This is a genomic window from Haloplanus aerogenes (assembly GCF_003856835.1).
In the GTDB taxonomy this organism is placed as follows: domain Archaea; phylum Halobacteriota; class Halobacteria; order Halobacteriales; family Haloferacaceae; genus Haloplanus; species Haloplanus aerogenes.
This window is the reverse complement of the sequence record NZ_CP034145.1, coordinates 1,059,969-1,074,767: the sequence shown is the minus strand read 5'-3', so window position 1 is coordinate 1,074,767 and position 14,799 is coordinate 1,059,969. Positions and strand designations below refer to the sequence as shown.

Genomic DNA, 14,799 nt, shown 5'->3' with positions numbered 1-14,799 from the left:
ATCAGAGAACGTCGTCTTCCACCGTCTTCGGGACGATTTCTGCCCGTGCGAGCGGTGTGATATTGATTTCGACACCGTGCTTGTGGTTCGGCTGGTACCCTTCGGTCGTTATCTCGGAGAGGGCGCGGTCAGTCCAATCCGAGGGAATGCGCTCGTCGATGGTCTGGCAGCGGTCGTCGATCTCCGCAGCCAACGCCTTGAACTCCTCCAGTGGCGGGAGATCGTCGACTTGCTCGACGCGCTCGTCGTCGGCCATCGCTTCGAGGAACTCCGCGTCGACAATCGAGGGGTCGTCGAGACCGGTCGCGAGCGAGGCAAGCAGGCGTTCGTCGTCGGTCAGCGTCTCGAACGGTTGCCCGTCGTCGTCGAGGAGGTCGGCCCCTTCGCGCTCGAAGTAGTAGGTCATGAACAGGATACCGGTGCTGGAGTAGTGGTCGGACCCCTTGAGCCGCCAGTTGAAGTAGTCGAACAGATCGGCCAGATGTGCTTCGACGGACTCGTCGGCGGGCTTGGCGTACGCCTCGCACGCGCGTTCGAGTTCGTCGAGGGCGTCGAGCCACTCCTCGCGCCACTCGTCGACGGCGTTCCAGAAGTTGTCCGAGAAGGTGTCCTGAAACCACTCCTCGCTGTTGCGCTCCCGCAGTTCCGCCAGCGTCTCCACGCGCTCGCGGGTCTCCTCGCGGAAGGTGGCGACCTTCGGAGCGAGTTCCTCGACGAGTTGTCGATCCTCGTCGTCGAAGTCGCGCGCGTCGGTGCGACCCAGGTCCTGAAGCACGTCCTCGAAGACGCTGATCTGGTTGAGTCCGCTCGCACAGCGCTCGTACTGCTCGGCGGCTTCGGCCTGCTCACTCGTCGAGAGGGATTCGTCGCTCCGGCGGCGGTTCGCCGCCGACCGGCGTTCCCGAAGTTCGGCCTTCCGCGGTTCGAGGTACTGATTGGCGAGTCGGTCCAGGAGCCCCGAATCGAGGCTGTGGTAGTCGACGAAGCAGGCGAAGCCCTCGCCCGCCGAGTCGGAGACGAGGCGCTCTGTGGTGAGCTTCCAGAGGATCGGTGTGTTCTCCATCCGGCTCACGTGGTAGTCGAACAGGTCGTTCTCGACGAACGACCGGAGGTTGGGGTAGGCCTCCTCGGCGGCGGACTGGGCGCCGAGGATTTCGTCGACCTCGACGAGGCGGTCCTCGGCGTACTCGCCGTAGACATTCTCGAACTGCGCAATGATGCGGTTGAGCATATCGAGTTGGCTGTTGGTGCTGTGGAGAGGGATGATGCCGTCGGCCTCCTTGCGGACAGCTTCCATCGCGAAATGATGAACGAGGTCTCTGACTTGCTCACCGATATTGTCTGGAACTTTGGGAACCGATTCGGGATCAGGTACCTTCCGGTCGTCAGGGTTTTCGGCAGTTCGGAGGAAGATCTCTTGACGTATTTGCTCCTGAACATTTTCGGATATATCCAGCTCATCGTACAGAAGGCTGTCTATTCTTTCAGATATTTCTTCCAACCGCTGCTGTAGTTTTCTCTTTCTAACTTCTTCTTGTCGAGCAGTCGTTGCAATAGATGCTGTTTTAATTCCCGAATCTAAGCGGACATCTACCCAATCAGGGAGGAGATTGATATGATCGTGATCGTAGTAGAAACTGGAATCACACTCACCAGAAATGAGGCTGGGGCTCATGTAGTAAGGACTCTTTGGGTCCCTGCTTCGGAGAGATACTACGCACTCATACTGTTCTTGTACCAGTTCCTCAAGCAAGTCGATGGAGTATGTAGCGTCAATCCATGGTGCGCTCCCTACGATTCCCGCGTCCCAGTTTCGTTCAGTACTGAGAGATAGGAAAATCTCATGATAGAAGTCTGAATTAAGAACTGCCAAAATCTTCCACAGAGACTTATTCTCTCTCGGGACCAGCATGAACCCGGTATTACTATATACTCCGTTCTTAGGGAAGTATCCGAATCTACGTCCAGTGGACTTTATGTATGTCCAAGTGAGTCCCGGCTTTCCGTAATGATCCTCGTTTCGGGTTCGGAATGAACCGGGAGACCGTTTTATTTGCTCTCCTTTCTCGCCCCAAGCGACCTTCTCTGTCACACTCGGAAGAATCCAAGCGTTAGATCCTCCTGTCGCAATCGGGTGGAACAAAGAATCAGTCACTTCCCAGTGATCGCGAAGAAATCGGTCATCATTCGCAGTAGTCAATCCCTGCCTTGCATAAGCGAGCGAATCAGCATCAAGTTCTCCATGAGATGAATCTATCTTCACATCTGACTGATGATACTGACGGATCTCATGAGGGATGTAGTAGCTTAGTGGAGATCCGGGGATTCGCTTGAACTCGGCCAGATGCACTTCGTAGAACCGCTTCACACCGTCTGTCTCTTCACTAAGGACTTTCGAATAGATACCTTCCTTCTTACCGGCATCGATATCGTGTAGTCGGATGAATCGACCTTTACTAGCGCCCTTCTCGGACGATCTTACGACCGTTCCAACGGTTCGTACCGTTGCATTATCTAGTATTCCAATTCCGAACTCCGCTAGGAAGTCGAATTCTCCGTATTCCCCTATGAAGTCCTCTCGGAATTGCCTGAAACTCGACTTGAACATGAACGATCGAGGAACGAGCATTCCGATTCGACCACTAGGTTTGGCAACCTGATCACAGACTTCAAAAAAATTGATATAAAATTCCGACGGGTAGTCAAATTTGGATTTTGTGTATTCTTGAACCTGTTCAGGCATTCTGAGATTTGAGCCATACGGCGGATTCATCAACGCCACGTCGTAGTCCTGGGCCAGAATATCCAGCAATCGCACGAAGCTCCGCAGATCCTGCGCCAGAAACGAATCCGACTCCCGGTGTTCGTCCACGGCCTCGCGCAGACTGTGCAGCACCTGCCCCAGCGTGTGGCTCTCCCGCGGGTCGTCGCCCAGCGTGAGTTGCGTGCCCCCGACATCGCTGTCGTCCTCGAACAGATCACCGAGCGTCCCGCGCACGTCGAGCAGACTCCCGAGACCGTGAACCTCCTCGAACGCGTCGAGAATCCGCCGGAGCGCGTTCTCGACCTGCGGATCGTCGCCAGCCACCTCGTCGAACACTGCCTCGACGCCGTCGATCTCGGCCACCTTCGCGTCCGCACAGACGATGCCGACCTCGGGCATGTCGAACCCGTCCGCACCCTCCGCCTCGGCTCGGGTCCGGCCCTTCAGATACAGATTGAAGGCCGCGAGCTGGCAGGCCCGCATATCCAGGTCGACGCCGTAGAGATTGTGCTGGAGAATCTGCCGCGGAATCTCCGCCTCGGGGCGGTCCGTCTCGGCCCGCCAGATGCGCTCCAGCACGTCGAAGGCATACAGCAGGAAGTGGCCACTCCCACAGGCGGGGTCGATGACGCGCAGTTCGTCGGGGTGGTCGAAGTCGGTCGGTTCGCCCTCCTCCTCGGAGGGAACGAGATAGGTGCAGAAATCGGCGATATCGGGTGACTCGTCGGGAGAGAGTGGTCGGTTCTTGCGCTCGTCCGGGGAGAACGCTTCCTGCGCTTCGACGACGTCCTGCAACTCGCCGGTGTGTTCGAGGTAGAGCTTCCCGAGCGAGTTGTCGGTGAGCATCCGCACGACCCAGTGCGGCGTGTAGAACTGGTTCGCCGGTGGAACGTCCTCGGGATCGAGGCCAACTCTGTCACCCTTCCGTCGAAGGTCGTCGAGTAGTTTGGTGTTGTAGTACTCGTAGACCCACCCCAGCACGTCGTCTGCACGCCATACTTCGTCAGGCACCTCGTCGAGCATCCGACAGAGTGCTTCGAACGTGTCGTCGTCGGGATCGAGTTGGCTGTACGCCGACTCTGGGTCGAACAGGATCTCGATCTCGTCGGCCAGTCTCTCACAGGCGTTGTGGTACGCTTCCAGAATCGCCTCGTCCTCCAGCAAGAACTTCTCGTGGACGAGCGTCTCGGCGGCAGGCGTCAGGCCGTTCTCTTTGAAGACGGTGACCTCCTCGTCGACGAAGTCACGCACCTCCATACAGCGCAGCGCGGCGAGACGGTTGACGATGGTGTACCCGACACCCGTGACGTACTGCTCGACCGCCTCGTCCCACGTGTGACCGTCGACGGCTTCGAGGTCGATCGCCTCGACGAGGTGCTGGATATCGTCGTCCAACTCGTCCGGATTCTCCGGCTCGTCGTCCAGTCCCTTCTGTGTCAGTTGATATCGGACGTTGTCCTCGACGCGCTCGCGGAGAGCTTCGACGACATCTTCGAGATGTTCACGTTCGGCCTTGTCCAGTTGTGCCTTCCGTCGAGAGAGTGAATCGCCTGCCATCGAACGTAATCCAGTATGCTAACACCGACTGACAGGAGCGTCTTTAATGTTGCCGACGGGTTTCGTCTCCTGATAGCTACTCTTCGATCAATACGATATCGCCGTCGTCGACGTCGTCCAGTGCCGCTCTGACCTCGCGGATTCGGGCCAGCAGTTTCTCGGACTCGTCCAGAAGTTCCGTCGCTCGTTCGTCGGTCGGCCGGTCGTCCGCGTCGACTACCCCCGTCACGTCGTCAGTGACGTCGGCGTTCGGAAGCTCCTGCCGGAGCTCTTCGGCGACACGTTGGAGTTCCGTCCAGATGTCGTCCCCACCGATAACCGGCATGGCGAGGAGTCGTCGAACTTCCTCGAGTGAGACCGGCCGTGCTGCACCCAGCGTCGAGTCGATGGCCTTCGTCGTCGGCGATTCTGGATGGTCGGCACGGAGCGTCTCCGCTCTGGCTTCTAACTGCGCCCACGGGCTCGGGTCGCCCCGAAGTATCTCTCGGGCCTGCTCGTACGCCGTGGCCTGCTGTGTGACCACCGGGTCGACGAGTTCGGGCTCTCCGATCAGCCGATCGGTCCATGCGACTTCGAAAACCGACTCCAGCTCCTCGAAGGACACACCACCGAACGTAGCCGTGGCATCGTCGAGCAGCGTGTCGACCGTCGACTCGTTCTCGCGAAGCCACTCGGTCAGCTCCGTACAGATCTCGTCCGGGTCTGTCGAGTCGGCGGACTCGCCAGTCACCCGACGGTACTGCGTCGAGAGTTCGTCGACCCGATGACCGGTTGCATCCGCGAGTCGCGAGGCCACGGTCGTCTTCGTCGGAACAGAGCCGCTCTCCGCAGTCGTCTGCATTCGGCTGGTGATCGTCGCGCCGGGATACCACTCCTCCAGCAGTTCGGTCTCGGCGGTGAACTGGTCCCAGAGTGTTTCCCCGCCGTCTCCTGCGGCGAAGAGTTCGCGTGCATCCGCGAACGTCTCCGCCTCCGACTGAACGCCGTCCGTGACCAGCTCTGCCGTGGTGATATCGTCACCACTGTACGCTGGTGACAGCACACTTTCGAGGGCATCCAGAGACACGTCGAACTCCCGTGAAACACCCTTGAACGTCCGCCTGACGAGCATACTGTTGTCGGCGACCCACGATCCGAGTTCGGCCACCCACGCGTCGGGGTCGTTGCCCTCGGGGTCGTCACCGAGGACCGTCGACACCACGTTGCGAATCGCTTTGGGATCGACCGTGTCGACGCCAAACCGCACCTGGAGCGAGGTGAGCCCACCCTTCGTCCGGACCTGCCGACCGATCGCCGCAGGATCGGTCACGTAGTCCGTGTCCTGCTTGAGTGCGACCGTCTCGTTCGAGGTGGCCAGTGTGATGAGCAACGCCGCAATCGACTCCTGTGGCGTCCCCCGGTAGTCGCCGTTCGCCGTCCGTGTCTGCTGGAGCAACGTCTCGACGTCCACAGCGGTCTTCGACTCGTACTCGTCGATGAACGCCCGACACCAGCCGGTATCCGCGATCGATGCGGTCGAGGTATCCACACCCAGCATCACGGCGTCGGCGTCGGCGAGCGGCCAGCTACCGCTGCCCCGGAAGAATTGCGCCAGCTCCTTCGCGTCGTCGACCTCGACGAGCGGGCGCGAGAGCACTTTTCGGGTCGAACCGAAGACCGCCTGTACCTGCGCTTCGACGACCTCGCCGAGGACGGTAGGTCGTTCTCCCTCGTAGTCGTGAACCGTGTAGACTGACGCGTTCTCCAGCAGGTCGCTGACGGACGATTCCAGCCGTCGCTTGTCCGTCCGGTGCTCGCGCTCTAGTTCCTCGTGACTCTCCGTTTCCTCCTCGAGCACCTGACTCATCCCGATGACGTTCCGAATTCGGTCCAGCGTCGATTCCGGGACGTCGATCGAGATGAGGATGTGTTCACCACCGTCTCGGCCGTCGTTCACGTCCTGCCAGGTCTCGACCTGCTCCGTAACGGTCTCTGGGTCGTCTGCAAGGACACGAACTCGAACCGCGTCGTACTCGGTCTTTGGTGCTCGGTCGACCGGATCGAGGATAGAGTACTCGTACCGAAGCGGGACGAGGCGCTCGTCCCCGATATCGGCGTCGTGAAGCGTGCCGTCACTCCGGAAGAAGTCGTCGGTCTCTCGAAGTCGGGTCTCGAGCCAGGCGGAGAGCTGGTGTGGCGAGATCTGCTCGGCCTTCGTCTGCGCTCGGCTGAGGACACTCTCCTGTTCCTCGGAGACTAGCGTGTACACCTCGTCGCCCTTGTCGTTGGTCTCCGTGAGCACCTTGCGCTTGTCGACGAGCGTGTTCAGCGCAGACTGTGTCTCCTCGACTGCGCTATCGACCGACGCGTCGACGTCAGCGAGCATCAGTCGCCCCAGATTCTCCGGCGTCGCTGGGACAGCGGGCGTCTGGTTCAGGAGGTACAGTGCCTTCGACACACGAACTTCCCACGCGCCTTCGTTCCCATCGAACGTCGGAATCAGCGTGTTCTCGAGCATCTCCTGGACCCACAGTGGGACGTAGGTCGTCTCCTCGACGAGGAGGTCGAACAGCTCGTCCCACGTGACCAGCTCGCCCTCCTCGGCATCCGCCCAGCCGAACTTGGTGAACAGCGATCGCACCAGCACCAGGAGTGCACGACCCTGAATGTAATCGCGATCCGTGGCCCGGCCCTGTGTGATCAGCTCCTGCATCACCTTTCGCAGCAGGGTCAGGTCGTACTCGCGGAAGGGATAGGACTCGACCGCGTCGGGATCGGCACTCCCGACTGGTGCATACGTCTCCAGCGAGAGATCTGGCATCGATGAGATGAGCGACGAGACACGTTCGGTGCCAGCCCCGTCTTTCTGCAGCCACCGCTTTCGGACGATGATCTCCGTATCAGCACCTTCGAGCGGCACCTGCTGATGTGTCCAGTGGTCTTCGAGGGGTTCGCCGATGAGACTTTCCCGTGTCGCAGGCAGCGAGTACTGTCCAGTCGTGACGACGACCGGATTCGGCCCGTGCTGGAGCGCTTCCATCGTCTCCTCGAACTCACGATAGCGATGCCGACTGTCGCCGACGAACAGCGCCACCTCGTCGAGGCCCAGTAAGAGCTCGCTGTGTGGTCCGTCCTCGTTCAGTGAGTCAGTAATCGTCTCGACTCGGTCGACCAGTTCCGCTGGGTCGAACGACTCGGGCTCCACTTCGTCCTCCGCTCGTTCGATGGACGCTTTCACGCCGTCCCGACTGTCGAGGTCCGTTCCCGTCGTCTCCGACATCGATGGGAGCGTCTCGTAGAGCCACTTTCGCAGGGATGCACGCTCTTCGAGCACGTCGTCGAACTCTTGGCCCCGCTCGCCCGACGTGATGGTCTCCCAGACTCCGTCGTACTCCATATCGACGGTCCAGGCCCACTCCAACAGCCAGTTCGGGTCGGTCGGATAGCCGAGCTCGCGACCGATTGCCTCGAAGATGAGGAACGGGAGCGGCGGCTCCTTCGAGGCGTCGCGATCGAGGAGGTTCAGGAACACCGGCTTGAGCCGGTCGACGTGTGACGCGTCGATCGAGTGCGCCAGGTTGTCGAATCCGGGCCACTGCTCCGCCAACGTGTCCCCCAGATGCGCGAACTCGGACTCACTGTCGGCGACGAGGCCGATCAGTTTCAGCAGGTGAGTCTTCCCCGATCCGAACGTCGCGTGGAGGTAGAGGAACCGAGCAGCCTCTCCGGGATGCGTTTCGATGATGTCTCCGAGTTCGGTGAGTACACGCTTGGCACTCTCCGTTTCGTGGAACTCTGCAACGTCGGTCTCCGCTCGCTCGCGAGCGTTGACCTTCTGGACCTCCTCGAGTTGGCGGGTTGGATCGCTGCGGAATAGCCCTTTGAGACTCATTGTTGGAGATGCACCTCCCGAATCTGCCCGTCGATCTGGTGCGCTGGATAGTAGTGTCGTGAATCGCCGCCGAAGAAGCTCAGCTTCCCACCGACGACGTCTCCCGGGAACGGAATACCGATGGTCGATCTGACGTTCCAACGATCGAGTTCGTCGAGGAGCTCGGAAGCACGTGTAAACGGGTAGAGGCTACCAAGATTGAGGAGCAAGACGACGTGGCTTTGCTGCTCCAGCTGTTCCCCGTCGATCTCGTTCTGCCTCATCTCCTGAACGAGTTCTTCGGCGAGGCGGTCCTGCATCGTCCCCTCGATTCGTTCCGGGCTCGTCTCGCTTCCGAGCGCGACGCACAGATTGTACACTTTGGTCTGTGGGAGCAGCTCGTCGAGCCAGATCGGTTGGACGGAGACGCCCTCATCGATGATTGGGAACTCGTCAGTCCCGATCGCCCATGCATCGAGTCGGTTCGCAGTTCGATGTTCGATCGCGGGGTCGACAGCCGCAATAACGAACGGATTACGGATACCCGCCTGACCTTTTGCGAACGTGCAGAGTTTCTCTTTGAACGCTCGATACGGGGAGGTCGTCATCGGACGATCACCCCCGAGTCCGTAGTTTCGATGTCCAAGTCTCGTTCTTCGACGAGCCGTTCGAGTCGTTTCTGTATCGTCTGACGGTCGTCAGGGAGCATACCGATCTGGTCGACGTCGTCAGGCGTCCGGTCATCAACGATTTCGGTAAGTCGGTCGAGTCGAGAGTCGAGTTCTTCCACGTCGTGATCTATTGCCTCAGCAAGTGGTTCCGCACCAGCGAAGTTGTCCGCCGCTGAAACGAGGGTGTCCTCGTCATCTGCCGAGAGCGACGACATCGCCTCGTCGATCGTTTCGTACCACTGTCGAAGCTCTCGGTACGGCGTGATGTACGTCCGCTCGAACGCTCTCTGCACTCCTGCGGGCAATTCTGTGGCGGGAATCACCCACGGATGCTCTGCGACACGTCCGACGAGGTCGGGAATGCCCTGTGCAGCGACGTAGATATCCCACAGCTCCTGAATCCCCTCGTCGAGTCCGGTCGTCGTCGTTCCTACGAGTGCTTTCCAGCCGTCAGTCGTCCACCAGTCACCCTGGAAGGACTCGAGAGCTTCGCGCTGAGAGGCGGCGGACGACTGTACATCCTCGTCGATCCATTCGAATCGAGCATCCGCCGCGGTAAGCTGTGCATCGAACCGGTAGAGTGACTCGAGTCGCCGATTCCAGACGTCCCTAACTTCGTCGAACCACTCCTGCGCTTCGTTTGTCTGCTCGATTGCCGCTCCGAGTCCATCGCCCTGTGACCGAACCACGGTTAATCGGTCGGACGTGGCGTCGATACGGTCGGACAGGGCTTCGATAAACGAGTCGAGTAACCCGGAGACGGCATCTGAGTGAACGTCGGTAGCGACGACCAACTGAACGTCCTCTCGCAACCCGGTGAGTGACGACCGTAACCGTTGGTTCGCTTCCTGGAGGTTGATGAGTCCGTCTGCTACCGTTTCCGTCGTTTCTTTGAAGCCACCATCTTCGAGGAGGTTCCCGATCGGCTCGCGTGGGAGTAGCTTGAGCCTCGTCGTCGAGAGGGTGTCCTGGTCGAGGACGGCTTCATTCTCAAGCGTGTTCCCGTCTTCGTCGACGGGAACCAGGCGTCCTTCTCGGCAGAACCCCCAGATGATCGCACAGAGCGCCGGTCGCGTCTCGTCGTAGAACGGCTTCTTCGAGACGATTCCGTCAAGTACCGTGTTCAGGTTGAGCCCGTCGTCGCGATCTTTCAGCTGCCTGCCCGTCAGCGCCATCACGTTGCTCTGGATCGTCTTCTTGCCCTGACTGGCAGACGGGTCCGACGACGGCACCTGTATCGTGTGCGCCCACGCCGGGAGTGGGTCGTCGGGCGAGAGTTCTGCTAACTCCTGCAGGCGGTCGTCTGTCACCTGCAGCATCATCGGGTGGAAGTCGTCGGGATAACCGAGATCGACGGCGGTCTGTACCGCTTTCGAGAGTCCGCCGATGTCCGTTCGGTCCTTCACCGTGTACGAGCCACCCCCCATCGCGCTTACGAGCTTGCTCCGAACGGTGCTGGCTCGTCGGGAGAGGTCTCGTTCGACGGCAGGTGGCGTCGTGTGGGTCGAGATCGCGTCCCGGAGCGCCCACCACCGCACCAGGTGTTTTCGAAGATCGTCCAGCCCATCAGTATCGATCGACCAGTACAGCGTCTCTCCATCACCATTGTCCGCGGTTGCATCTGGGCGAACTCCTCGAATCTCGATAGATACGTCGAGCCCTCCCTCCGCATCGACAGTCGTCTCGAACTCGGTTCCGTCGATACCGAACCCATACGTGACGGGGTATTCCTCGCCGGAATCACCGTATGGTACCGAATCCGGGAGCGAGAGATCCTGGGTGATGCGGCCCCAGAGATGCTCGTCCAGCGTGTCCAGTACGGCATCCCAGTCGGGGTTGCGCTCGTTGTCTTCCGCCTCGTCGTAGATGAGACGCTCTTCCTGGGTGGCGAACCGGTAACGCGCACCGCTCTCGTCTTCGTTTGGCCGGATGAACTTCTGGAGTCGGTCGAGCGACTCCTCGACTCGGTTTTGCGTACTGATCCAGGAACGTCCATTGAGGTCCGACATCACGGAGACAGCGATGTTCCCCTCGTCGAGTGGAACGATGTCGTGGACGTGCTGCAGCAGTAACACGGCCTTCGCCACCTTGAGATCGAACGGTTCCAACTCACCGTCTCGAACCTCATCAGCGATTCCGCGGCTCGCATCGAGTTCGTCGACAGCCTCGTTCTCTACAAGAACCTCGTCGTCGTCCCCCCCACTCCGAGTGCCCTCGATGACCCGCATATCCTGCGTGAGTATCTCTCGGAGTTCCGGCTCGATCTGCTCGTAGAGATCGACGAGAGAGATGACGTGATCCGGTTCGTCTTCCTCGATCCACGACTGCAGAAGGTTGTGCATCAGTGCGAGTATCGCACGAGCGGTTCCAGAGAAGATAGACTTCGCCGGGTCACTCGCCTCCTGCCGGAGGTTGAACAAAATCTCGAGGAAGATCGGTGCGTGATAGGGTAAGAACGGGTAGAACTCGACGAGTGTCGCTTCGTCGATGCTGTCGAGTGGCGGTTTCGTGTTCTGTTTGATGTCGTTGTAGACTAGTGATTCGGCCGGTTTCACCGACGCCTCCTCGAGTATATCACGAACTGCCCTCTCCCCGGATTCGGATTTCTCGAAGAGACGGCGCTTTGCGATATCACCGACGTGTTTGCTCGGAAGCTGGTATCGGTGTGGGAAGCGGTCCTTGAGAATGGAGAAGTCTGCCCCGTGTGCGGCAAACCCCGGTTGCGTGTCTTCGATGTTTGCTTGGGCGGTTACAACCAACTGGATATCATCGTCCGCAATCTCGTCGACCTTTTCGGCGAGGGACTGGAGTTCAGTCAAACGTCCGTAGTCAGTCCCAATGAATAGGCTCACTTCGTCGAGCAGCAATACGAGTTTCACTGGTTGGTTATGCTCCTTTTCTCTCTCAGCCCGGAGCTTTTCGAGCCTACTCACCGTCTCCTCGGCGTCGATAGCCGACGGCTTCAAGTCAGCATAGCCATCGATCGTCCCATTGACGTCCTCGAAGAGCCGAGGGAGAACGACATCTGCCAGTGCGCCGTACTGCTGGATATCCTTCCAAAGCCCATCCGTCTCCCAATCGTATCCACGGGACGAGCCTGTCGTCCCCTCGAGCACTGCTTCGGCACGGTCCTGACGTTCGGGCCATGCCTCGGTCGTACGGAACCATTTCTCAAAGTAGGCGACATCGAGCTGTGAAGACAACCCTCTCGAGATGTCATCGCTGACGCCGGTCAGGTCGGGATCCCGATGTGCGTGTCTGAGGACGATCTCGCTGAAGCTCCGTTGCTTCTGCCCTTGGTACTTTAGCAGATTGACCGAGATCGGGATGACGTAGTATTCCTCGTGGATCTCCCGCCAGTGGTCACGCAACTGGTCCAACGTCTCGTCACGAGTATCCCCAGCTAGGTCGGACCAGACCGTATCCTGCTTTCCCTCAAGCCAATCTGTATCTAGTAGCCCGTCGAGGACCGTCAGCAGGTGGCTCTTCCCACTCCCGTAGTAGCCGTATAGCCAGTAGTTAGAGCCAGTCCGCATATCGTCTGCTCGGTCGAGCATCCGGTCGACAAAATCCTGGATGAACCGCCGAGAGTCGGCTGTCATATGGTACGACTGAATCGCCCGTTCACGGTGATCGCGCTCGTTTCGATCGATACGAACGGACTCCTCGAAGTCGTCGGAGAGATCGTCGAACCAGTCTCTGTCGACCATCAGACAGCACCTCCATCTTGTACCCACGAGTACGGCCCGTCTGTGGGACGGAGGTCGAGCTCGCCATGAAGCTCGAGGTACTCCCACGCATCAGTGCTAGCGACCCGGTCGAAGAACTCCTCCCAGCGATCCTCCGGTTGGAAGAGATAGAACAGCCCGCGTGGCTCAGTGAGCCACTCGTCGCCGTCGACTCCGTATGAGTAGCCCATCGAGACGAGTAGCGGGACATCGCCTATCGACGGGGGGTCGCCAACGATCGTCTGCTGCCCGTCGAGGACACCGATTTCACGCATCACCGATCGGAATCCCTCACACCACCGTTCGGTGGTCGACTCCGCATAGTCGAAACCACCCCCGTTAGAGTACTCGAGCCGATCGAGGATCTGGATGAGCGTCTCGTTCGAGAAGTCGAGCGGTTCCTGCTTCCCTTGCGCGACACGAGCGACGTATTCGTGGACGACGTACCGAACGAGCGAATCGTCCGAAACGAGGTAGAGGTAGAGGATCTGCGCTTTGTCGCGAGTCGTCTGGCACTCGTCGAATATCGCCGGCAGAATGCTCGGATTCGGGAGCGCGGTGGGAGCGTTTTTGAACCGCGACGTCAGGACACGGTAGATCTTTTGCGAACTTCCTCTCGTACTCCGGTTCGATAGGCGTTCGTCGAACCATATGTCCTGGACATCGTTCCAGTTTCCATGCTCGGCGTAGAGTCGAGCGAGTTCCTCGGCTCGCTCGACGAGCAGCCCACACATAGTTAGATCCATATTCACGTCTCCCGGCGAGAGCTGGCGAGACAGCGACGGGAGTGGAGAACCACCGCCGTCAGATACGAGGATCATACGTTGGTAGACTGAACCGGTACACTTTATATTTCGTCTACGGCGGGGGACCGCAGTGATTGAATCTACGGTCGCATTGCCTCCCCTCCGTCGGCTCCGCGAGAGACGGCTCGATTGCGGAGTCGGCGGACCACCCGCCGATGCTCGCCATCGTCCGAACGTCGACCTGACGCTCGACGAGGCGTCCAGTCGCCGCACTCAGACGACCTGCTCGTTCAGCGTCTGTAGTTGCCGTTCCAGCACGGCCACCTTGTCCTGATTGGCGCCGTAGAGGCCGTAGAACCAGACCCGATACAGGTGGAGCATCAGCCCGTCGAGAGCGACCGTCGCACACCTGAGTTCGGGCGGGTGTGCGGACACGTCGACGTCGAAATACTCGACCAGCGCATCGAACGGGTCGTTCCCGAAGCAGATGAGATGATATTCGTCGGCGCCGAGTAACTGTAACTGCTCCAGCAGCACTGCGACGTCTTCGTCCGTCGCGTCGACGTTGTGACTGTCGGCATCGACTTCGTCAACGAGATCGGTCATGTACGCGCCGTGGAGTCGACGCAGCCCACCATCCTGTACGAACTCCTTGAGCCGGTAATCGTAGTGCGTCCGGGTCGGTGCGTGGAAGTTCGAAAAGGGGGCCGGAAGGTCGTCGGAGCGGTTCAAGCCCACGAATACGGTCTCTCCCGTCAGCATCTCGGCGTGGTTCTGGACGAACTCGAACAACCGCTCCGGGCACTCCTCGACGCAGTCGTCGTCGGGGAACGAATCGTCCCACACGACCCAGCTGGACCAGGGATACTGCTCGGCGAGTCTGCCGAGAGTCGCGCTGTCCATACGCTCACCTGTGGCGCCATCGTATCAATTCCTCCCCCCAGTCGGTCGTTCGATGAGTCGGGAGTGGACGCCGTTCGACTACTGTTCACCGACCGCCGCCACTATGTGCGCCACCCTCCAAGCCAACCCATGCCCCCATCTCACGTCCTCGTCCCCCTCGACGGCTCCCCGCTCGCGGACGAGGCGCTCGCGGAGGCGCTCGCCCTCTTCGACTGCCACATTACGGTTCTGAACGTCGTGACTCCGCTCGATTCGGGGATGAGCGAGGGCGGCGTCCTCGATGCCGGCGAGGACCGCCGCGAGAGTGCCCACGACCGGGCTGAACGGCTCGTCGATCGAGCGCGCACGCGGGCCGCCGACGCCGACCGCACGGTCGACACCGCCGTCCGAACGGGCGATCCGGCCGACACGATCCTCGAATACGTCGACGACCACGCGATCGACCGGATCGTGATGGGCGGCCACGGTGGCGAGCGCAACGCCGTCGCGCGGCGGTTGCTCGGGACGGTGGCGACGACAGTGGTCGGCGAGGCGCCCGTGACGGTGACGGTCGTCCGTTGAGGGAAAGTCATCAGCGATT

7 protein-coding genes are annotated in these 14,799 nt (G+C 60.0%); 1 reads left to right on the top strand and 6 read right to left on the bottom strand.

Annotation, left to right across the window (positions count from 1 at the left end; genetic code table 11):
- Position 1: 1 nt before the first annotated feature.
- From pglX to DU502_RS18160, 6 genes are all read right to left on the bottom strand, one after another.
- On the bottom strand, positions 2-4,321 hold the full coding sequence (gene pglX, locus DU502_RS05465) for a BREX-5 system adenine-specific DNA-methyltransferase PglX (RefSeq protein WP_121920984.1): 4,320 nt from the start codon (positions 4,319-4,321) through the stop codon (positions 2-4).
- A gap of 76 nt (positions 4,322-4,397) precedes the next feature.
- Entirely contained in the window at positions 4,398-8,192 is a 3,795-nt protein-coding gene (locus DU502_RS05460; RefSeq protein WP_121920985.1) for a hypothetical protein, read from the bottom strand.
- Positions 8,189-8,779, bottom strand: a complete 591-nt coding sequence (locus tag DU502_RS05455; protein ID WP_121920986.1) for a BREX protein BrxB domain-containing protein — start codon at positions 8,777-8,779, stop codon at positions 8,189-8,191. Before DU502_RS05455 ends, DU502_RS05460 begins: the two co-directional genes overlap by 4 nt.
- Positions 8,776-12,552, bottom strand: coding sequence for a hypothetical protein (locus tag DU502_RS05450; protein WP_121920987.1), 3,777 nt, complete (start codon positions 12,550-12,552; stop codon positions 8,776-8,778). Before DU502_RS05450 ends, DU502_RS05455 begins: the two co-directional genes overlap by 4 nt.
- Complete coding sequence (locus tag DU502_RS05445; protein ID WP_394339053.1) at positions 12,552-13,316, bottom strand: BrxA family protein; 765 nt, start codon at positions 13,314-13,316, stop codon at positions 12,552-12,554. The genes DU502_RS05450 and DU502_RS05445 overlap by 1 nt, the downstream gene beginning before the upstream one ends.
- 273 nt (positions 13,317-13,589) lie before the next feature.
- Positions 13,590-14,219 (bottom strand): hypothetical protein, encoded by a 630-nt coding sequence (locus DU502_RS18160; protein WP_166033638.1) that lies wholly within the window; start codon positions 14,217-14,219, stop codon positions 13,590-13,592.
- Positions 14,220-14,348: 129 nt separating this feature from the next.
- Here DU502_RS18160 and DU502_RS05435 point away from each other — a divergent pair, with 129 nt between their 5' ends.
- Entirely contained in the window at positions 14,349-14,780 is a 432-nt protein-coding gene (locus DU502_RS05435; RefSeq protein ID WP_121920990.1) for a universal stress protein, read from the top strand.
- Positions 14,781-14,799: the final 19 nt, after the last annotated feature.